The following is a 19299-nucleotide window of genomic DNA, read 5'->3' on the forward strand; positions in this document are numbered from 1 at the left end:
CACCGGCCGGCTTCACGTCCCCGGCGCCCGCTTCTCCGGTTCCGGCGCCTTTCCCTCCAGCAGGCTCAGGGCCAGCTTGGGGCACAGGACGACGGCCTCCTGCGCCGCTTCCCGGTCGGCGTCACGCAGCGGAACGTCTGTCCGGTCCCGGCCCACCTTCCCTCGTGCCACCGGGTACCCCCAGTCGTCCCGGTCAAGTACGCCGGGAAGCAGCTCCACACACAGTCCGCGGCCGTCGCAGCTGGTCCAATCGATATGCAGGTGGGTTTTCATGCCGCCGCCCCTCCCGGGCCCGTGCAGTAGCCGGAAAGGTGGGCGCGGAAGTCCCCGGCGAAGACCTCGAGGGCACTGCTGACCAGGCCGGTGGTCCCCTCCGGGTGACGGCACGCGCCACGTCCCGAAACCAGCTTTCCCAGCCGGTCCAGCTCAGAAGCAAGCCGATGGTTGGTTTCCCCGCCGGCGATCCGGTTGAGGATGGACGCCATGGCCGGCAGCCCGAACATGCAGGGGCCGCATTGCCGGGCTGACTGGTCGGCCAGGTAACTGACGATCCTGGCCGTGGCCTGGATGCCGCACGACTGCAGGTCCAGGGCATGGATCACGCCTGCCCCCGGCCGGAGGGTCCGGCCGGGCAGCCCCGCTGGAGAGAGCGCGTGGGCGGCGGCCCGCACCCACCGCCCGTGGTAGCCACCCACCAGGACGGCGGACAGGGCGGCAGGGTCCATCCCCGCCTCCTGGAGGACCGCGGAAAGTTGCGCACCGCCGGGCACTTCCAGCACCACGTCCGGTACTGGCGCAGGCCCGGAAACGGACACGAGCCGGGTGCCGGGGTCCGCCGCAGTCCCCATTTGGCGGAACCACGGCGCCCCGTAACGGGCGATCAGGGCAACCTGGGCAAGGGTCTCGACATTGACCACCAGCGTGGGCCGCCCGTTGAGGCCGGATTCGCTGAGGCGGCGCCGCTGGTCCGTGGGGACGGCACTGCCGTTGGCAATCATGTTGACGACGGCGCTCGACTCACCGGAGATAAAGGTTTCAGGAGCCTGGACCATGCGGATCCGCTTGCCCCGGGGACGTTCGCCGACGGCCTGTTCAACGCGGGGAAGACCGGCCGCCGGCGCGTACATGTACATGCTTGCGCCGCCCAATGCTTCGGCGAGGGCCACGAGCCCGTCGATGACCAGGTGGGGTGCATGGGCGAGGAGGGTCCGGTCCTTGAAGCTCAGGGGTTCGCCTTCTGCACCGTTCGCAATCACCACCGGCCGGGCAGCAAACATGCCTTTCCGTCCGGACCCTGCAGCGGCACTGGCCTTGCGCCAGGTTTCGAACGCGGCGCCGCCCCGGCCGGTGAGCCCGGCCGCGGCAAGGGTGTCCAGCAGCCCTGGTCCGGCAGCCTGCGCTTCCCAGGGCCCAAACGCCTCAAGATGCTGCGACCAGCCTGCGTCAGGGCCAGCGGCCAGCAGCCTCGGTTGCTGGCGCAGGCTGTCCTGTTCCGGGTGGAGTGGCACCGGCTGGTGGGTGTCATTGGGGTGGGTCACGGAACGTTTCCTTGCCTGGCATGGGAGGTTTCGAGGAAGGAGGGGCTCAGGCGCCACAGCAGGGCCGCCGCCACGGCGACCGCTGACGCGACGGCCAGCAGGAGGAACCATCCGCTGGAGACGTCGGTGCCGTTGCCGAGGGCGTGCGCCATGGCCACCGGCCAGACGCCGTAGCTGAGCCAGTGCACGGCCTTGAAGCTGCGCTGCCCGATCCGGTGCCGCAGCAGGCCCGTCACCACCACCGCGAGCACGAGGTCCAGGGCCACCGTCCCCAGCCCCTGCCAAAACGGCTGGTACGAGCCCAGGAACGGGACGACGATGTCCACCGGGTTCAGCTTGGCAAACGAGTCCAGGAGCAGGGATCCCACGTGCAGCCCCAGGAACACCGTGGCGAGCAGCGCAATGTTCCGGTGCAGGAGGCTGATGGAGAACCGGGGCAGCACCATCAGCGGGCGGCCGGACCTGTTGAGGATCCCCAGCAGCACGGACGCGGTGAACAGTGCCAGGGACACGAAGCCGCTGACCCGCCCAAAGGCCCACATTGCCTCATCCACGGCGGCCACCTCCGGCAGGGGAGCTTCCGCCGGCGGCCAGGGCCGGGCTGCCGCTTTCAGCGGGCCATTCCCCGGTGGTGATGACCCTGCCCCGGCTGTCCACCAGGCGGGCAGCGATCCCTTCGCTCCGGAACCAGTCCACGGCAGCGAAGCCGCGGACGACTGCCGCCGTGCTGCATGCGTTCGCTTTCAGGCAGGTGGGGGCGGCAACGGTCACCGAACGCCAGACCGGCTCTGCAGGCAGGCCAAAACGGGGGTCAAGGATGTGGTGCACCTCGGTCCCCTGGTGCTTCCAGCGGCGCTTCTGCGTACTGGAGGTGGCCAGGGCAAAGCCCGGGGCCAGGGAAACCTGCTGGCACGGGTCGGCAGGGAGGTCCTGCACCATGACCTGCCACTGGCCCGGGCCGCCGTCCTCCTGCGGCCCCGGGCCTGCGCTGGCCAGGTCACCGCCCAGGCCGACGAGCACGCCGCAGCCCAGTGCCCGGTGCACGGCGGCGGCGGCGAGGTCGGCTGCGACTGCCTTTGCTGTTGCCCCCAGGTCCAGGCGGAGGCCGGGCGGGAGGGTCAGGGTCGAGGCGTCGAGGTCCAGGCGGGACCAGCCGGGTGCCCGCGGTACCGAAGACTGCCGGGGAGGTGCGGGCTGCGGCGACACCGGGATGCTGGTGAGGCCGGGCCTCTGCCATTCCGGGCCATGGCCCAAGGCCGCCAACTCAGCTCCGAGGGTGGGGTCCACATCGCCGCCGGTGAGCCGGGCCGCGTCCAGCGCGCGCTCGAGCAGAAGCCGGAACAGGGGGCTGATGCCAACGCCCTGCGGCATCCGGGACTGGACCCTCATCAATTCGGAGTCTTCCCGGAAGCGGCTGCAGGCGAGGTCGACCGCAGCCACGACGCCGCGAACGGCCTCTTCGGCTGCGGCGAGCATTTCCGGATCGGTGACGGTAACGGATGCCTCAAGTTCCCAGACAGTCCACCTGGCCTGTGCAGTGTTGTCCGCCGGTGGATTGCTTCCCGCGCGTGAACGGTGTTCGGCGGCCCTGGTGCCGGCTGCGCCGGCAGCGGCCCTGCCGGAGCCTGCCATCTCAGGACCCCGAGGACCGGCCATGGACGGTGCTGCCCTTGCCGGGCTGGACCGGTGTGGTGCTGCCGGAACTGCCGTACGTCTTCGAACGGCGTGAGGTGTTGTTCTTGGTGGTCCCGCGGTCGTCGCCGTCGGAGCGGGCCGATCCGGATTGGGGCGTGCTTGGCTGGGTGGTGCTGGTGTCCGTGGCGGGTGTGGTCCTGGCGATCACGGAGGGCGTTGCGGCGTAGACGGCGGATGCCGCTACCCCGGCGGCGGCGAAGCTGCCAACGCCCACGGCCGCGGTGATCCCGGTGGCAAGGCGCTTGCCCCTGCTGCGAGTACTCATGACCAGCTCCCGTTCCTAGCGGCCTGTCTTTCCTCCCATGGTGCGCCTCCTTCCTGTGAAGATGCTTTAAGGAAGCTGTTGATCGGGCGGATGTCCGGCCACACCCGGGCTGGTCACCAGAGCGAGGGCAGGCTTCCCACCAGGCGCTCGTACATGGCCAGGGCGGACCCGTCGGTCAGCGACGCCACCTGGTCGATGACCACGCGAAGGCGCGCGCCGTCGTCGTCCGCCGCCCGCCAGTCCGCCGCGAACATCGGCTCCAGGTGCCGGTCCCCCGTGGCGCTGAGGGCGGTAACCAGGGCGTGGAGCACTTCCCGCTGCCGCTCGTAGATGGGCTGCCGGTGCTCGGTGGTCATCACGAACGTGGTGGCCAAGCCCTTCATCACCGCAATTTCCATGACGGTTTCGTCGGGAACCATCAGTTCTGCGTTATAGCGCGTGAGGTTTTCCGGCCCATAGACGGCGCGGGTGGTTTCCAGGGCGCTCTGGCAGAACCGGCCAATCAGCTGGCTGGTCATGTTCTTCAGCGCAGCCATGGATTTACGGCTGCCATCGGCCTCGCGCACCCAGACGTCCGTGGCCTCCAGCCGGGCCAGGGCGGCATCGATGGCCGCGGGGTCGTTGTGCGGCAGGTACCACTGCTTGGCGTAGCCCACCACGCGGGCGCGGTGGTCCGGGTTGTCCATCCAGCGCAGCTGGAAGTGGCCGGCAACAATCGCGTCCTCCACGTCGTGCACCGAGTAGGAGATGTCGTCCGCGAGGTCCATGACCTGGGCTTCCAGGCAGCTCCGGCGTTCCGGCGCACCTTCGCGGAGCCAGGTGAAGATGGGGAGGTCGTCCTCGTAGGCACCGAACTTGCTGGTCCGCTGGCCGTGGATCACCGGCGCTTCCAGGGCTGACCAAGGGTATTTCGACGCCGCGTCAAGGCTTGCGCGGGTGAGGTTCAGCCCCGCGGGCTGGCCGTCAGCCGTGAGCACCTTTGGCTCGAGCCGGGTGAGCAGGCGGAGGGTCTGGGCGTTGCCTTCGAAGCCGCCGATGGCGTGCGCCACCTCGTTCAGGGCCGATTCGCCGTTGTGGCCGAAGGGCGGGTGGCCGAGGTCGTGGCTGAGGCAGGCCGTGTCCACCACGTCCGGGTCGCAGCCCAGGGCCCGGCCCAGTTCGCGGCCCACCTGCGCCACCTCCAGGCTGTGCGTGAGGCGGGTGCGCACGAAGTCGTCGGTGTCCGGGGCCACAACCTGGGTTTTCGCGCCCAACCGGCGCAGCGCGGACGAATGCAGCACCCGGGCCCTGTCCCGTTCGAAGTCGGAGCGGTACGTGTTCTTGGGCGGTTCTTCCACCCAGCGGGCGGAATCGTGCGTGTCGTAGCCCGGCAGCGCCAGGGCCGCGGTGGGGGTTCCAGTGGACTGGTGCCCGGCAACCGATGCTTCAGCCACCGGACACGTCCAGTTCTGCTGCCGCAATGTCCTTGGACTGGTCCTCGTTGAGTGCCCGGGAGTCCAGCCAGTCCTTGGGCAGGGCCGGCCTTTTCGGCGAGCCGGCACGGCCGCGGGGGCCTTCGGCGTCCACTCCGGGGTAGGGCGAGTCCAGGTCCAGTTCGGCCAGCGTGTCGCGGAGCACCTCCAGGCTGGTCACCAGGGCCAGCCGGGTGCGCAGTTCCCCGCCCACCACATAGCCCTTGAAGTACCAGGCGATGTGCTTGCGGATCTCACGCAGCGCCTTGCCTTCGTCACCGAAGGTCTCCACCATGAGTTCAGCGTGGCGGTACACCCCTTCGGCCACCTGGCGCAGGTTGGGGCGGTGCCGGACGTCGCTGCCTTCGAACGCTGCCTGCAGGTCCCCGAAGAGCCACGGCCGCCCCTGGCAGCCGCGGCCCACCACCACGCCGTCCACGCCGGTTTCGCGGACCATGCGGACGGCGTCCTCGGCGGACCAGATATCGCCGTTGCCCAGCACGGGGATGTCGGGCAGCGCCTCGCGGAGCCGGGCGATGGCAGACCAGTCGGCCTTGCCGGAATAGAACTGGGCGGCGGTCCGGCCGTGGAGTGCGACGGCGGCGACACCGGAGTCGCGGGCGATGCGCCCGGCGTCAAGGTACGTCAGGTGGTCATCGTCGATGCCCTTGCGCATTTTGATGGTCAGCGGAACATTGCCCTTGGAGGCTTCCTTGACGGCGGTCTGCACGATCGAGGTGAAGAGATCGATCTTCCAGGGCAGTGCCGAGCCGCCGCCGCGCCGGGTCACCTTGGGGACCGGGCAGCCGAAGTTGAGGTCGATGTGGTCGGCCCGGTTCTCCTCCACGAGCATCCGCACGGCAGCGCCGACGGTGCCGGGGTCCACGCCGTAGAGCTGGACGGAGCGGACTTTCTCGTCGTCGTCGTGCGAAATGATGCGGAGTGATTCTGGGGTCCGCTCCACCAGCGCGCGGGAGGTGACCATCTCCGCCACGTACATGCCGCCGCCGTATTCACGGCACAGCCTGCGGAAGGCGGAGTTGGTGATGCCGGCCATGGGGGCGAGGATCACCGGGGTGTCAACGGTGAGGGGTCCCAGCTTCAGGGGCGGGAGTTCCAGCTTGGGGGCGGGCGGAGTTGCAGCAACAGTCACCTGTCCATTGTTGCAAAGCCGGGCAAATCGGCGCTTCCGGCCAGTGCCAAAGTACCTGTCCCCCGGTCCGGGCGGCTGTTAGCGTGGCGCGGGGACGGACCACCAGCCAGGACGCTTCAAGGAGACTTACCCATGCTGTCAGAGACCTCGTATCCCGTCATCCGGGCCACCCTTCCCGTGGTGGGCGAGCATATCCAGGAAATAGCGTCCCGTTTCTACCAGCACATGTTCGGTGAACACCCCGAGCTGCTCAACGGCCTGTTCAACCGGGGCAACCAGGCCGATGGCCGGCAGCAGCAGGCGCTGGCCGGTTCGGTGGCCGCGTTTGCCGGTTTCCTGGTCAACGACCCTACGCATCTGCCGGACCACCTGCTGTCCAGGATTTCGCACAAGCACGTCTCCCTGGGCCTGAGCCCGGAGCAGTACCAGGTGGTGCACGACAACCTGATGTGGGCGATTGTGGATGTCCTGGGCGACGCCGTGACTCCTGAGGTGGCGGCGGCCTGGGACGAGGTCTACTGGCTCATGGCCAACATGCTCATCAACAAGGAACGGGGGCTGTACGACGCCGTCCGGCTGAGCCCCGAGACCGTGTGGCGCACCTGGCGGGTGGCCGAGAAGATCCAGGAAACGGACGACGTTGTCAGTTTCGTGGTGGCGCGGACCGACGAGCGCGAAGTCAAGCCCTCCCTGCCGGGACAGTACGTCACCCTCCGGATGGAGATGCCGGACGGCGTCCTGCAGCCACGCCAGTACAGCCTGACGCAGGCCGACGACGGGCAGCACCGGCGCTTCGCCGTCAAGCGGGTGCGCACGGAGGGGGCGCCGGACGGCGAAATGTCCAACCTCCTGCACGACCACGTCAACGTTGGCGACGAGGTCACCCTCTCCGCCCCCTTCGGCGACGTCGTCCTGGAATACACGGACCGGCCCGTGGTGCTGGCGAGCGCAGGAATCGGGATTACGCCCATGGCCGGCATGCTGTCCCACCTGGTCAAGTCCGGCTCGCAGCGGAAGGTCCTGTTCCTGCATGCGGCCGACTCCCCGGCCTCCTTTGCCCTGCGTAACCAGGTGACGGCCGACCTTGCGGCGCTCCCTGACGCTTCCCTTACGTCGTGGTTCCTGGAGCCCGACGGAGAAGGCTCCTCCGCGGGCAGCGGCGGCGGTACGGTGCACTCGGGGTTCATGAACGTCAAGGACATCCCGTTGCCGTCCGACGCCGAGTATTACCTGTGCGGTCCCGTGCCCTTCATGCAGGCCGTCCGGTCCGCCCTGGTGGGGGCAGGTGTCCGGGCGAAGGACATCCAGTACGAAGTCTTCGGCCCGGACCTCTGGCTGGCCGACTACCAGTAGGACAAGAAGCGGCAGTCCGCGCGGGTTCAGCCGCGGTCTGCCCGCCGGCCCCGGCGGGTGGCCGGCTCTTCCCCGGGCAGGCCGCGTGATCCGACGGCGGTGCGCCGGCTGCGCTGCTCAAGGGCGGCCGCGGCGAGCGCCCCCGTATCCGCCACGTCCTCCGGGTGGCTGTGACCGCCGTCGTCCGCGGCCCCCGTTGCCTTGATTCCTGTTGCCTTGACCACCAGTACGGCGATCAGCGTGGTGACCGGAATGGCCAGGACCAGCCCGATGGAACCCACCAGCGTCCGGATGACTTCCTCGGAGAGTTCGGCGCTGGTGAGGGTGTCCATCAGGGGCCGGTCGTAGAGCATGACGATGATCAGGATGGGCAGCGCGGCTCCGGCGTAGGCGAACGCGATGGTGTACACCGTGGACGCGATGTGGTCGCGGCCGATCCGCATGGCGGAGGTGAACAGCTTCCGGGCGCTGCTGGCCGGTGCCAGTTCGTAGAGCTCCCACACGGCCGAGGACTGCGTAATGGTGACGTCGTTGAGGACGCCCAGCCCGGAGATGATGAGTCCGCAGAGGATCACTCCGGAGATGGAGATGTTGGACGACGTGTTCACCAGGGTGGCGGCGTCATGGCTGCCCACGCCGGCGAGGTTGGCGGCGTCCGTGGCCCAGGCTGCGAGCAGCGCGGTGATGGCCAGCCCGAAGACTGTGCCCAGGAGCGCCGTGGACGTGCGGGCGGAGAACCCGTGGGCGAAGTACAGCACCCCGATCATGATCACGGTGGATCCCACCAGGGCGAGCAGGAGCGGCGGTTTGCCCTCCACCAGGCCCGGGAGGAGGAAGTTCGCGAGCACGAAGTATGCGCCCACCAGCCCGATCAGGGCCCGCAGCCCGCGCCACCTTGCAACGGCGATGACCACCACGGCGTAGAGGACGGCGAGCAGGATGATGGGCAGGGTCCGGACGAAATCCACGAAAATGTACGCCGGCGATCCCTGGGACCCGCCGGCCCCCTGGGCGTTGGACAGGTTCAGGTAGCGGATCTGGTCTCCGGGCTTCACCCCGTGGGATGAGGCCACGTCCGGGTTGATGACCACTTTGACCGGGCTGCCGCCTTTGTCCGGCTCGGTGTAGGCGAACGTGCAGGCCGAGCCCTGGCCCGGCGGCTGCTGCGGGCCCTGCTGGCTGGTCCCCTGTTGGCTGGTCCCCTGTTGGCCCGGCCCCTGCTGGCTGCTCCCCTGCATGCAGCTCTCGGTCACGACATTCTGGATGGTGCCGGTATCGAAGGTGACGCCGGGGGCAGTGGAATACGGGTTGGCGAGCGACACCCCTTCCTTGCTGCCGGATGGCCAGAGCGCCGCCATCCCGGCCAAGGTCAGCAATGCCAGCGGAATGAGCACAGCGGCCAGGATCCGGTTCGCTTTGCTGCGGGCAGCCATCGCCTGGGGCGTCGGCTCCGAATGATCCAAGGAAGAGTGGGAGTGACCGGCGCCCATCAGCAGTACAACCTCATGGTTGAACTCTACGTGCGGCGCCATAGGGTTTATAAATGGACCATCGGGATGGGGAGGAACCTGGCATGGACAACCGTGGTGGGCATGGGGGCGGCAGCAATGGAGCACATGGGAAGGGCGGCGTGCAGGCCGGGCAGGTGGCGGGTGTTTCCGCCCACCAGCCGTTCCTGAGCGTCCTTGAAGCATCAGGCAACACCCGGGGCGTGGTCCTGGTCCTGCACGGCGGCAAGGCCCACAGCCGGGATCCGGTGGAGGCCCGGCACCTGAGCCCGGCCAGGATGGTCCCTTTCGCCAGGCACCTGCATCGTGCCGGCAGGAAGCAGGGACTGGCGGTGTGGTCCCTGCGCAACAGCGTCCGCGGCTGGAACGGCCCGGACATGTCACCGCTGCAGGATGCCCGCTGGGCGCTGCAGCAGATCGCGGACCGCCACCCGGGCGTTCCCATTTTCCTGTTGGGCCACTCCATGGGCGGGCTGACCGCCGTGTGCGCGGCCGACCATCCGCAGGTGGAGGCCGTAGTGGCACTGGCACCATGGCTGAGCCCCGAAACCCCTGCCCACCGGGTCGCCGGCAGGAAGGTGTTGATCATCCATGGCACCACCGACCATATGACCAGCCCCTCGCAGTCGCTGGCTTTTGCCCGCCGGGCGTCCGCTGACGCGGCGAGCATGCAATACGTCTCGCTCAAGGGCGTGGGGCACTTCATGCTCCGGAAGGTCCGTGTGTGGCACACCCTGGCCACCGGGTTTGTCATCAAATCCTTCGCCGAGAGCACGGGCGCCGGCGTCCAGCCATCCCGTGCGTTCGTGGAGCTGCTTCCCGAGTCCTCCGTCCACGTCACCCTGTAGGGACCGGTCCCGTGACGTGGCGTCCGCCGCCCAACGACCGCTTCTACCGGCTGATCGTCCGCACGGGCCAGTTCCTCCGCTGGGCCCTCCAGCTGGACCTGCATGCCACGGGAGTGGAGCACCTGCCCAGTCCCGGGCGGCGGAAGGGGCCATCCCGGCAGGCGGTCCGCGGAGAAGGGGCCGTTTTTGCCGTGACACACTTCGGGTACGTCGATTTTGCCGTGCTGGAACTGCTCCTGTGGCGCCATGCACGCGCCCAGTTGCGGTTCCTGGTGCACCAGGGCGCAGCGGACCACTGGCTGGCCGGCCCGGCCATCAGCGCCAGCGGCCATGTGGTGGTGGGCTATACGGGCCGTGCAGACGCTTACGCGGCCGCGGTTGCCAGGCTGCGCGAGGGCGAATACCTGGCAGTGTTTCCCGAGGCGGGGGTCAGCAGGAGCTTCACGGTCCGTGAATGCCGTACGGGGGCTGTCCGGATGGCGGCGGAGGCCGGTGTTCCCGTCATTCCGGTGTCCATCTGGGGCGCCCACCGCATCCTGACCCGGGGGCACGGCTTTTCCCTCCGGCGCAGCTGGCGGGCGCCCGTCCGGATCCAGGTGGACGCGCCGCTGGTATATGCGGCCGGCGTTGACGTTGAGGCGGCAACCGAAGCATTGCGCAGCACCCTGCAGGCGGGAATCGACCGCTGCATCGCCGGCTTTCCACTCCGGCCGGAACCCGGAGCCTGGTGGATGCCGGCGCGGCTGGGTGGTGGCGCGCCCACGGATGCCGAGCGGCAACTCCTGGACGCTGCCGACGCCGCGGCGGGCCGCCGTCGAGCGCCCCGCAGCAGGTAGGCGGCTTAAACGGCAGCGCCACGCGCCGTCCGGGAACGGCACGCGGCGCAAATCACCGGACGGGCGACGCCTAGTCGGAAACCACCAGGGTTTCGGCACCCGCCAGGCGGGCCTTGCCGCCTGCCAGGAGGGGCTCGACGGCGGCGCGCAGTGCGGTCATCGAATCGTCCAGTTCCAGCATGACGGGGTGCTGGTAGGCGATCAGGGCGAGCATGTCCCGGACAGCCTCGGCCGCGTCGTCGGCATCAAGCGACGGCTCGTGCCCAACGAATACGTCCGTGGGACTGTCCGGCCCGGCGCCCGTTTCCGCTTGCGGTGCGTCGTCAGGGCCGGCAGGGGCTGCGTAGCTGACGGCGAACGCCCGGATGCGGCCCTTCTTGCTGGGTGCCACGCCCTGGCCGAACGCCGATTCCGGCTGGGCCCGCAGCACGATGGCGCCGTGGGCTCCCGTGAGCTCATCCAGGAAAAGCTTCTGCACCTGGCCCACGGACAGCACACCGGGTGAGTCCCAGCCGTGGATGGAGGTGTAGTACCGGCCCACCACATCGGTCAGCTCCACCGAACCGGTGGCCAGGTCCATGACGATATCGGAACCGGCGTTTTCACCGTCAACCGGGCGGCCGCCGTGGTCCTTGTCCGGGAAGACGGGCAGCCGGAGGGCTCCAGGCTCCACGACGACCAGCCGGGAACGCTGGATGGGTGCCAGCCCGGCAGCTTCGGCGAACGCGGCCCCGGGCGTGCCCGGTTCCACCTTGGCGCGGAGCTTGGAAACGCCCGACGGCGCGTGTTCGGCTTCGCGGCGCAGCATGGCCAGGAGGGTGGCGCCGATGCCGTTGCCGCGGTGGTCCCTGGCGACTTCGATGTAGGTCCAGAGACGTTCCGGGTGCAGGGACGCTTCATAGACGACACCGGCTGCGACCGGGATGCCGACGCCGTCAACCACGTCCTCGGCCACGATGCAGCGGCGCCATGGCGTGCCGTTCCCTCCGTTGGAGGACACGGCCAGGGCGCCACGGAACTGGCGGGCCTGGGCGGTCTCGGGGCCGCCCCAGATCTCCAGCAGCGCGAGGTCGTCCCCGTCCCGCCATTCGCGGTATTCGATGGCCACGCTCAGGCGCCGATCAGCCGTGCCGCCAGGTAGCCTTCCACCTTGTCCAGGGAGACGCGTTCCTGGCTCATGGTGTCCCGCTCGCGGATGGTGACGGCCTGGTCCTCGAGGGTGTCGAAGTCCACCGTGATGCAGAACGGGGTGCCGATCTCGTCCTGGCGGCGGTAGCGGCGGCCGATTGCACCGGCGTCGTCGAAGTCGATGTTCCAGTTCTTACGCAACTGGGCGCCGAGGTCCTTGGCTTTCGGGGACAGGGCCTCGTTGCGGCTCAGCGGCAGCACGGCGGCCTTGACCGGGGCCAGGCGCGGGTCCAGCTTCAGGACGGTGCGGACATCCACGCCGCCCTTGGCGTTGGGGGCTTCGTCCTCGGTGTAGGCGTCCACCAGGAACGCCATGAAGGAACGGGTCAGGCCGGCCGCGGGCTCGATCACGTACGGGGTGTAGCGCTCGTTGGTGGCCTGGTTGAAGTAGCTCAGGTCCGTCCCGGAGGCTTTGGCGTGCGTGGACAGGTCAAAGTCGGTGCGGTTGGCGATGCCTTCCAGCTCGCCCCACTCGGAGCCCTGGAAGCCGAACCGGTACTCGATGTCCGTGGTGCCCTTGGAGTAGTGGCTGAGCTTCTCTTTGGGGTGCTCAAAGAAGCGCAGGTTCTCCTCGCGGATGCCCAGGCCGGTGTACCAGGCCATGCGCTCCTTCATCCAGTACTGGTGCCACTCTTCGTCCGTGCCGGGCTCGACGAAGAATTCCATTTCCATCTGCTCGAACTCGCGGGTGCGGAAGATGAAGTTTCCGGGCGTGATCTCGTTGCGGAAGGACTTGCCGATCTGGCCGATGCCGAACGGCGGCTTCTTCCGCGAGGTGGTGAGGACGTTGTTGAAGTTCACGAAGATGCCCTGCGCGGTTTCGGGCCGCAGGTAGTGCAGGCCTTCCTCGCTGGCCACCGGTCCCAGGTAGGTCTTGAGCAGGCCGGAGAACTCCTGCGGCTCGGTCCACTGGCCGCGGGTGCCGCAGTTGGCGCAGGCGATGTCCTTCAGGCCGTTCTCGGCGGGCCGGCCTTTCTTTTCCTCGTATTCTTCCTCAAGGTGGTCTGCCCGGTAGCGCTTGTGGCAGGAGAGGCATTCCACCAGCGGATCGGAGAAGACTTCGACGTGGCCGGAGGCTTCCCATACCTGGCGGGGCAGGATCACCGAGGAGTCCAGGCCCACCACGTCCTCGCGGCCGCGGACCACGGACTGCCACCACTGGCGCTTGATGTTTTCCTTGAGTTCGGCTCCGAGGGGCCCGTAGTCCCAGGCAGAGCGCGAACCGCCGTAGATCTCACCGGCCTGGAACACGAAGCCCCTCCGCTTGGAGAGGGAAATGACCTGGTCGAGGACGGATTTTGCTGCCATGGGTAACTCCAATTTCTACAGGGCCGCTGGGTGCGGTCCGCGGGTTGTCAGGCCCCGGCTGCCATGTGCCTGCGGCACAGCGGCAACGGGTCGGGGCGGATGAAGGAAGATCGTGGAAAAGCTTGTGTCCTAGCGTACCGGCCGCTGCCTGCGCAGCGCGCCCCGGGGCCAGGGCAGTGTGGCCAGGATGATGGCGCCGAGGGTGAGCAGGGTTCCCAGGACCGTGGCCGGCGCTACGACGGTTCCCGGGGCCGGCAGGGCAAGGTCCAGGGCCAGGGAGCCGAGCAGTTGGCCGGCAATCATGCCCAGGCCGGTGACCAGTACGCCCAGGCTGCGGACCAGCAGGGCGCCCAGCCCAATGAAGACGCAGCCCATGGGCCCGCCCAGGTAGTACCACCACTCCCCCGGCAACGGGTTCGCGGGGCCGGCCACGGCCAGCTTCACAGCGAACGCAATCCACAGCACAATGCAACCGGCCACAAAGTTCACCAGGGTGGCGGCAATGGGGGTGCCGTAGTGGAGGGTGGCGGTACCGTTCATGGCCTGCTGGAAGCTCATGAGGAATCCCGCCGCCACCGGCAGCAGGAGGGGAACCAGCAACCCGGCCGTCCCGTCCCCGGAACCCGCGCTGCTGAACCTTGGAGAGACCGCCCAGGCCACGGCGGCGATGGTCAGGATGCAGCCGATGATGCGGATGGCGGTGACCGACTTCTTTCCGGCCGGGCCTATGCCCAACCGGTCCACCAGGAGGCCGCTGACGGTCTGTCCGGTAACTGTGGCCACGGTGAACAGCGCCACGCCGAGGATGCCTATGGTGAAGGACTGGGCAAAGACGAACAGTGCTCCAATGGCGCCGGCCACCACGTAGATGCGGGGAAACGCGCGGCTGCGGACCGCCGGGATGATGGCGGCCAGGCCGGCCCGGCCCCGTGGCAGCACCAGGGAAATGGTGAGCATGACCAGCAGGCCTGTGCTGAAACTCACGGCCGCCGCAGCGATTCCGTCGTCCAGGCGTGCCCCCAGGGCACCATTGATGCGGCCCTGGACGGGGATGGCCAGGCCGGAACCCACGGCCAGGGGCAGGCCTGCAAGTGCCGGCAGGCGGGAAGGGGAGGTCATTGAATCCACCTTAGTTCAGGCATTATTGCTCTATGAGCAACCCCATTGAGGACGTCCCCATCCGCGACACCATGATCAGGCTGGGCCAGCTGCTGAAGCTGGCCAACCTCGTTGAGGACGGGGTGGAGGCGGCGGAGCTCATCAAAAATGGGCTGGTCAAGGTCAACGGCGAGATCGATGACCGCCGGGGCCGGCAGCTCCACAACGGGGACACTGTCGCCGTCAATGGCCAGGCCGTGCGGGTCGTGGCACCCACGGCCGACTAGCCGCGCGGCTGCCGCGCCGCCGTCGTCCGTCCTATTTCTTCAGCACCTCATGCGTGAGGAATTCCCCCACGTGCCCGATTTCCTGCTGGTTAATGCCGTGCCACATGCCCGTGTAGAGGACCTTGGTGAGCTTGACGTGCCTGCGCACCCACCCCATGGTGAACTCGATCTTGTCCTGGGTGATCACCGGGTCCTGCTGGTCCCGTCCCCAGAACATGGGCACGGTGCCGCCCAGCTCGCCGTCCTTGAAGCTGGGGTCCCCGGCGGCGTCCACCACGAACCCTGAGAGTCCGACGACGGCGGCGAAGTCCGTGGGCCGCTGGCGCAGGAGCGTGGTGGCCATGGCCATGCCCATGGAAAAGCCGAGCAGACTCACCGAAGGGTGGCCGTCGCGGATGCTGTCGATCCACTCCAGCACGTACGCGGACGCCTTGTTGACCCGTTCCAGCGAGTACTCGATCGAGGCCGTCAGCGGGAACCAAGTGAAGCCGGGGCCCATGGCGATGGGCGCCCGCAGCGACGCGACGGCGAAGTCCCCGGGCAGCATGTCGGCCAGGCTGAGCAGGTCCTGCTCATTGGCTCCGTAGCCGTGGAGCAGCACCAGCAGCGGCTTGCCGGCGCGCTGGTCTTCCGGATGGGACCACAGGACAACGGGGGCAGGAAATACTTCGGCGTCAGTCATGGTTTCCATTCTTACAGTTACCGGAAAGTAACAACCTACGTTCGCGTAGGCAGCGGAGCGGAAGGCAGGATAGGACCGTGACTGATGCAAGTGCCTTTTCGACTACTCCTTCGCCCGCCGGTTCCCATCCCTGGACCCGGTATGTGGCGATGGGCGATTCCTTCACCGAGGGCATCGGCGACCCCGAACCTTCAAGCCCCGGCGGCCACCGCGGCTGGGCCGACCGCGTCGCGGAGGAACTCGGCCGCACCCAGCCGGACTTCGCCTACGCCAACCTCGCCGTCCGCGGCAGGCTGCTGCAGCAGATCGTGGACCAGCAGCTGGCCCCCGCCCTTGAACTGAAGCCTGACCTGGTCACCCTGTCCGCCGGCGGGAACGACCTCATCCGCCCCGGCGGGGACCCGGACTTGCTGGCCGAGAAACTCGATTCCGTGGTCCAGATCCTGTCCATGGGCGGCGCCACGGTGGTCCTGTTCAACGGGCCGGACACGGGGTCATCGGTGCTGGGCAGGATCCGCAGCAAGGTGGCCATCTACAACGAAAACCTGCGGACGGTGGCAGCCCGGCATGACGCGGTCATTGCCGACATGTGGTCCCTGCGGCAGTTGAGCGACCCGCAGATGTGGGACCAGGACCGCCTGCACTTCTCCCCCCTGGGCCACCACACCATTGCCGCCATGGTGCTGGACGCCCTGAACGTGGAACATTCCCTGGAACCACTGCAGCCCAAGCCGCTGCCGCCGCGGACCTGGCGCGAGGCACGCAGCGGGGACTTCGTGTGGGCGCGCGAGTATTTCGTGCCGTGGGTGCTGCGCCGCCTGCGCCACCAGTCCTCCGGCGACGGCATCACGGCAAAACGTCCGACGCCGGGTCCCGTCTTTGGCCCGGGCGTTCCGTTGGGCTCCGGCGAGGGTCCGCTGGGAACCTCCGAACCCAGCCGCCGGTAAGGCTGCCGGGGTTACGCTGGTAGGACAACACTCGAGAGGCGCGGCACCGTGAGCAGCTTGTTTATCTGGATCATCATCCTGTCCTTCGTTGTCCCCATGGCCATGCGGGCATACCGGCGCTCCATGGCGCGGCGGGACCGGGACCAGGGCCTGCCCGGACAGTTCCCCGGCCCGAACCAGTTCCCGGGTTCGAACCAGTTCCCAGGCTACGGCCAGTTCCCCGGCTCCTCCGGGCCGCAGAGCAACCAGCCGCGTGACGGGTATACCCAGCAGGATTACTTCTCGGGCGGCTTCCGCCAGCCCGGCCAGCCGCAGGGTCCCTTTGGCGGCCAGCAGCTGCCGCCCTACCAGTACGGACAGCCGCCCATGGCGGACCCCCGTTACGGCGCTGGGTCGCAGGACTTCGGGCCGGAACCCCCGTTCCAGCAGCAGCAACCGCCTTACCAGGGCCACGAGCCGTCCTCCGGGCCGGCCACGCCCCCGCCGCCGGCAGCTCCCCAGGGGTACCGGGCCCGGAAGCTCGCAGAGCTGGACCAGCAGTACAGCAACGGTGAGCTGTCCATGGAGGAGTACATGAAGCGCCGCGGCGACATCATGAACGGCTAGCCACACCTGCACACAGCAGGCCGGGGACCGAATGCCGGTCCCCGGCCTGCTGTTGCTTAATCGTCGCGCTCAGTGCACCTGGCTAGTCCACCTGCGGGAAGCCAAGGTCGATCACTGAGGTGGACGGGTCCGGCCAGCGGGTGGTGACTACCTTGCCGCGGGTGTAGAACCGGATGCTGTCGGGACCGTACATATGGGTGTCGCCGAACAGTGAGTTCTTCCAGCCGCCGAACGAGAACGTACCCACCGGGACCGGGATGGGGACGTTGACGCCCACCATGCCTGCCTCGACGTCGAACTCGAACTGCCGCGCCGCCCCGCCGTCGCGGGTGAAGATGGCCGTGCCGTTGCCGAACTGGTTGTCATTGACCAGCTGCACCGCATCGCTGTAGGTGTCCACGCGGACCACGGACAGGACCGGGCCGAAGATCTCGTCGTCGTACACCTTCATGCCCGGCTTGACGTGGTCCACCAGGCTGACGCCGATGAAGAACCCATCGGAGTCGAACTGCTGGGAGCGGCCGTCCACCACCACGGTGGCTCCTTCGCCTTCGGCTCCGGAAACATAGGATGCCACCCGGTCGCGGTGCTCCGCGGTGATCAGGGGACCCATCTGGGACGCCGGGTCGGTGCCCGCACCGATCTTCAGGTCTGCCATGCGGCTGGAGATCGCCTTGACCAGGTCGTCGGCAATGTTTCCGACGGCCACCAGGACGCTGACGGCCATGCAGCGTTCGCCGGCGGAACCGTACGCGGCGGAAACCGCAGCGTCGGCGGCCATGTCCAGGTCGGCGTCGGGAAGCACCACCATGTGGTTCTTTGCGCCGCCCAGGGCCTGCACCCGCTTGCTGTGCTCGGCCGCACGTTTGTAGATCGACTGGGCTACCGGCGTGGAGCCGACGAAGCTGACAGCCTTCACGTCAGGGTGCTCCAGCAGGACGTCCACGGCTTCCTTGTCCCCCTGGACCACGTTCAGGACACCGGCCGGCAGCCCCGCCTCGGCGAAGGCTTCGGCGATGAAGACGGCGGCCGACGGGTCTTTCTCGCTGGGCTTCAACAGCACGGTGTTGCCGCACGCCAGGGCGCTGCCGATCATCCACAGCGGCACCATGGCCGGGAAGTTGAACGGGGTAATGCACGCCACCACGCCCACCGGCTGGCGGACGGAGTGGACGTCGATGCCGCTGGAGACCTGCTCCGAGCGTTCGCCTTTAAGCATGTGGGACAGGCCGGTGGCGAAGTCGATGTTTTCCAGGCCGCGGGCAATTTCACCTTCGGCGTCGGAGAGGACCTTGCCGTGCTCGCTGGTGAGGATCGCCGCGAGCTCGGACTTTCGCTGGGTGAGGATCTCGCGGACCTTGAAGAAAATGGTGGTCCGCTTCGCCAGGCTGGTTGCGCGCCATTCCGGCAGCGCGGCGCGGGCTGCCGCGATGGCCTCCTCCGTCCGGGCTGTGGAGGCGAGGGCCACCTGCTTTTCCTGCTGGCCTGTGGCGGGGTTGAAGACCGGGCCAAAGCGGTCGGCATCGGTGACGCGCGCGCCGTTGATGTAGTGCGGGATGGTTTCCAAGGGAGTCTCTTTTCCTGCGGTGCCGGCGGCGTGGTTAGTTGGACGGTGCCTGGTCGGCTGGCTGGAGCGAGCCGTCCACGAGCTTGATGATCATGGAGCAGTCCTTGCCCGCATCACCGGCATCAATGAGCCGCTGGAACAGCTGCTGGACGTGCTTGCCGATTTCCAGGGGCGTGCCGGTGTCCTCGGCGGCGCTGATGGCCAGGCCGATGTCCTTGTTGGCAAGCTCGGTGGTGAAGGTGGGTGCGAAGTCGTTGTTCGAGGCCGCCGTGGGCACCACGCCGGGGACCGGGTACCAGGTCCGCAGCGCCCATGAGTCCCCCGAGGAGACCGAGGCGATGTTCCAGAAGACCTGCTTGTCCAGGCCCAGCCGGTCAGCCAGGACAGCACCCTCCGCCGTGGAGGCAAGGTTGATGAAGAGCATCAGGTTGTTGCAGATCTTGGCCGCCTGGCCAGTGGTGGGGCCACCCGTGGGAATGATGTTTCCGGACATGGGCCCGATGTAGCCCGAGGCGTCTTTGACGGCACCCTCTTCGCCGCCCACCATGAAGGTCAGGGTCCCCGCTTCCGCGCCGCTCATTCCGCCGGACACCGGGGCGTCCACGAAGCGGAAGCCGGCGGCAGCAGCGGCGTCGTGCAGTTCCTGCGCGGAGGCAATGTCAATGGTGGAGGAGTCGATGAGCAGCGTCCGGGTATCCGCGTGCGCCAGCACGCCGTCGTCCCCGAGGTAGACGGCACGGGCGTGTTCGCCCTTGGGCAGCATGGTGAAGACGGCGTCCGCACCGTCCACTGCTTCAGCGATGCTCGCTGCCCGTTTGACACCGCCTGCCTCAGCGGCTGCCAGTGCCGCGGGGTTGAGGTCGAAGCCGCGCACATCGTGCCCGGCTTTGGCCAGGTTCACCGACATGTGGCCGCCCATGTTGCCCAGGCCGATCCATCCGATAACTGCCATGCGTAAGCTCCTTTGCT

20 protein-coding genes are annotated in these 19299 nt (G+C 68.2%); 6 read left to right on the forward strand and 14 right to left on the reverse strand.

Going from position 1 to position 19299, the window contains the following annotated elements; genetic code table 11:
• Window positions 1-12 precede the first annotated feature (12 nt).
• The 7 genes from AC1DIP_RS14025 to dusB all read right to left on the reverse strand — a co-directional run bounded on the left by AC1DIP_RS14025 (window position 13) and on the right by dusB (window position 6102).
• The gene (locus tag AC1DIP_RS14025; RefSeq protein ID WP_477734088.1) at window positions 13-273 is read right to left on the reverse strand and encodes a ferredoxin; all 261 of its coding nucleotides are present in this window, start codon (window positions 271-273) and stop codon (window positions 13-15) included.
• Window positions 270-1538: an NADH-ubiquinone oxidoreductase-F iron-sulfur binding region domain-containing protein gene (locus AC1DIP_RS14030; protein ID WP_477734089.1), complete on the reverse strand. Its 1269-nt coding sequence runs from the start codon at window positions 1536-1538 to the stop codon at window positions 270-272. Before AC1DIP_RS14030 ends, AC1DIP_RS14025 begins: the two co-directional genes overlap by 4 nt.
• Window positions 1535-2092 carry a ferric reductase-like transmembrane domain-containing protein gene (locus AC1DIP_RS14035; protein WP_476210226.1) on the reverse strand — a complete coding sequence of 186 codons (558 nt, stop codon included), beginning with the start codon at window positions 2090-2092 and terminating at the stop codon, window positions 1535-1537. The genes AC1DIP_RS14030 and AC1DIP_RS14035 overlap by 4 nt, the downstream gene beginning before the upstream one ends.
• Complete coding sequence (locus tag AC1DIP_RS14040; RefSeq protein WP_477734090.1) at window positions 2085-3170, reverse strand: FAD:protein FMN transferase; 1086 nt, start codon at window positions 3168-3170, stop codon at window positions 2085-2087. The genes AC1DIP_RS14035 and AC1DIP_RS14040 overlap by 8 nt, the downstream gene beginning before the upstream one ends.
• Before the next feature lies 1 nt (window position 3171).
• A complete protein-coding gene (locus tag AC1DIP_RS14045) occupies window positions 3172-3498 on the reverse strand; it encodes a hypothetical protein (protein WP_476210224.1) in 327 nt (108 codons plus the stop codon).
• Window positions 3499-3611: 113 nt separating this feature from the next.
• The gene (locus AC1DIP_RS14050) at window positions 3612-4931 is read right to left on the reverse strand and encodes a deoxyguanosinetriphosphate triphosphohydrolase (protein WP_476210222.1); all 1320 of its coding nucleotides are present in this window, start codon (window positions 4929-4931) and stop codon (window positions 3612-3614) included.
• Complete coding sequence (gene dusB, locus AC1DIP_RS14055; protein ID WP_476210220.1) at window positions 4924-6102, reverse strand: tRNA dihydrouridine synthase DusB; 1179 nt, start codon at window positions 6100-6102, stop codon at window positions 4924-4926. Before dusB ends, AC1DIP_RS14050 begins: the two co-directional genes overlap by 8 nt.
• Window positions 6103-6234: 132 nt before the next feature.
• On the opposite strand from dusB, the gene AC1DIP_RS14060 reads away from it, so the two are divergent.
• Window positions 6235-7455 carry a globin domain-containing protein gene (locus AC1DIP_RS14060; RefSeq protein WP_477734091.1) on the forward strand — a complete coding sequence of 407 codons (1221 nt, stop codon included), beginning with the start codon at window positions 6235-6237 and terminating at the stop codon, window positions 7453-7455.
• A gap of 26 nt (window positions 7456-7481) precedes the next feature.
• Here AC1DIP_RS14060 and AC1DIP_RS14065 read toward each other — a convergent pair whose 3' ends face one another.
• Window positions 7482-8888 carry a YibE/F family protein gene (locus tag AC1DIP_RS14065; RefSeq protein WP_477734125.1) on the reverse strand — a complete coding sequence of 469 codons (1407 nt, stop codon included), beginning with the start codon at window positions 8886-8888 and terminating at the stop codon, window positions 7482-7484.
• Between the two features lie 140 nt (window positions 8889-9028).
• Between AC1DIP_RS14065 and AC1DIP_RS14070 the strand changes: the two genes are divergently transcribed.
• Both AC1DIP_RS14070 and AC1DIP_RS14075 read left to right on the forward strand, forming a co-directional pair.
• Window positions 9029-9811 carry an alpha/beta hydrolase gene (locus AC1DIP_RS14070; protein WP_477734092.1) on the forward strand — a complete coding sequence of 261 codons (783 nt, stop codon included), beginning with the start codon at window positions 9029-9031 and terminating at the stop codon, window positions 9809-9811.
• A gap of 11 nt (window positions 9812-9822) precedes the next feature.
• Window positions 9823-10647 (forward strand): 1-acyl-sn-glycerol-3-phosphate acyltransferase, encoded by an 825-nt coding sequence (locus tag AC1DIP_RS14075; RefSeq protein ID WP_476210215.1) that lies wholly within the window; start codon window positions 9823-9825, stop codon window positions 10645-10647.
• 70 nt (window positions 10648-10717) lie between these two features.
• Here AC1DIP_RS14075 and AC1DIP_RS14080 read toward each other — a convergent pair whose 3' ends face one another.
• The 3 genes from AC1DIP_RS14080 to AC1DIP_RS14090 all read right to left on the reverse strand — a co-directional run bounded on the left by AC1DIP_RS14080 (window position 10718) and on the right by AC1DIP_RS14090 (window position 14262).
• Complete coding sequence (locus tag AC1DIP_RS14080) at window positions 10718-11755, reverse strand: GNAT family N-acetyltransferase (protein ID WP_476210213.1); 1038 nt, start codon at window positions 11753-11755, stop codon at window positions 10718-10720.
• Between the two features lie 2 nt (window positions 11756-11757).
• On the reverse strand, window positions 11758-13143 hold the full coding sequence (locus tag AC1DIP_RS14085) for a glycine--tRNA ligase (RefSeq protein ID WP_476210211.1): 1386 nt from the start codon (window positions 13141-13143) through the stop codon (window positions 11758-11760).
• Between the two features lie 129 nt (window positions 13144-13272).
• Window positions 13273-14262 (reverse strand): DMT family transporter, encoded by a 990-nt coding sequence (locus AC1DIP_RS14090; protein WP_477734093.1) that lies wholly within the window; start codon window positions 14260-14262, stop codon window positions 13273-13275.
• Between the two features lie 32 nt (window positions 14263-14294).
• Between AC1DIP_RS14090 and AC1DIP_RS14095 the strand changes: the two genes are divergently transcribed.
• Window positions 14295-14528, forward strand: a complete 234-nt coding sequence (locus AC1DIP_RS14095; RefSeq protein WP_477734094.1) for an RNA-binding S4 domain-containing protein — start codon at window positions 14295-14297, stop codon at window positions 14526-14528.
• 31 nt (window positions 14529-14559) lie between these two features.
• Here AC1DIP_RS14095 and AC1DIP_RS14100 read toward each other — a convergent pair whose 3' ends face one another.
• Window positions 14560-15210 carry an alpha/beta hydrolase gene (locus AC1DIP_RS14100; RefSeq protein ID WP_477734095.1) on the reverse strand — a complete coding sequence of 217 codons (651 nt, stop codon included), beginning with the start codon at window positions 15208-15210 and terminating at the stop codon, window positions 14560-14562.
• A 149-nt stretch (window positions 15211-15359) separates the two neighbouring features.
• Between AC1DIP_RS14100 and AC1DIP_RS14105 the strand changes: the two genes are divergently transcribed.
• Window positions 15360-16157 carry a GDSL-type esterase/lipase family protein gene (locus tag AC1DIP_RS14105; protein WP_476211858.1) on the forward strand — a complete coding sequence of 266 codons (798 nt, stop codon included), beginning with the start codon at window positions 15360-15362 and terminating at the stop codon, window positions 16155-16157.
• Window positions 16158-16205: 48 nt separating this feature from the next.
• Window positions 16206-16763: a hypothetical protein gene (locus AC1DIP_RS14110; protein ID WP_477734096.1), complete on the forward strand. Its 558-nt coding sequence runs from the start codon at window positions 16206-16208 to the stop codon at window positions 16761-16763.
• A gap of 82 nt (window positions 16764-16845) precedes the next feature.
• Here AC1DIP_RS14110 and AC1DIP_RS14115 read toward each other — a convergent pair whose 3' ends face one another.
• Both AC1DIP_RS14115 and mmsB read right to left on the reverse strand, forming a co-directional pair.
• Complete coding sequence (locus AC1DIP_RS14115; RefSeq protein WP_476210204.1) at window positions 16846-18330, reverse strand: CoA-acylating methylmalonate-semialdehyde dehydrogenase; 1485 nt, start codon at window positions 18328-18330, stop codon at window positions 16846-16848.
• 34 nt (window positions 18331-18364) lie between these two features.
• Window positions 18365-19282, reverse strand: coding sequence for a 3-hydroxyisobutyrate dehydrogenase (gene mmsB, locus AC1DIP_RS14120; protein ID WP_477734097.1), 918 nt, complete (start codon window positions 19280-19282; stop codon window positions 18365-18367).
• Window positions 19283-19299 lie beyond the last annotated feature (17 nt).

Source organism: Pseudarthrobacter sp. 05T312 (assembly GCF_056396685.1).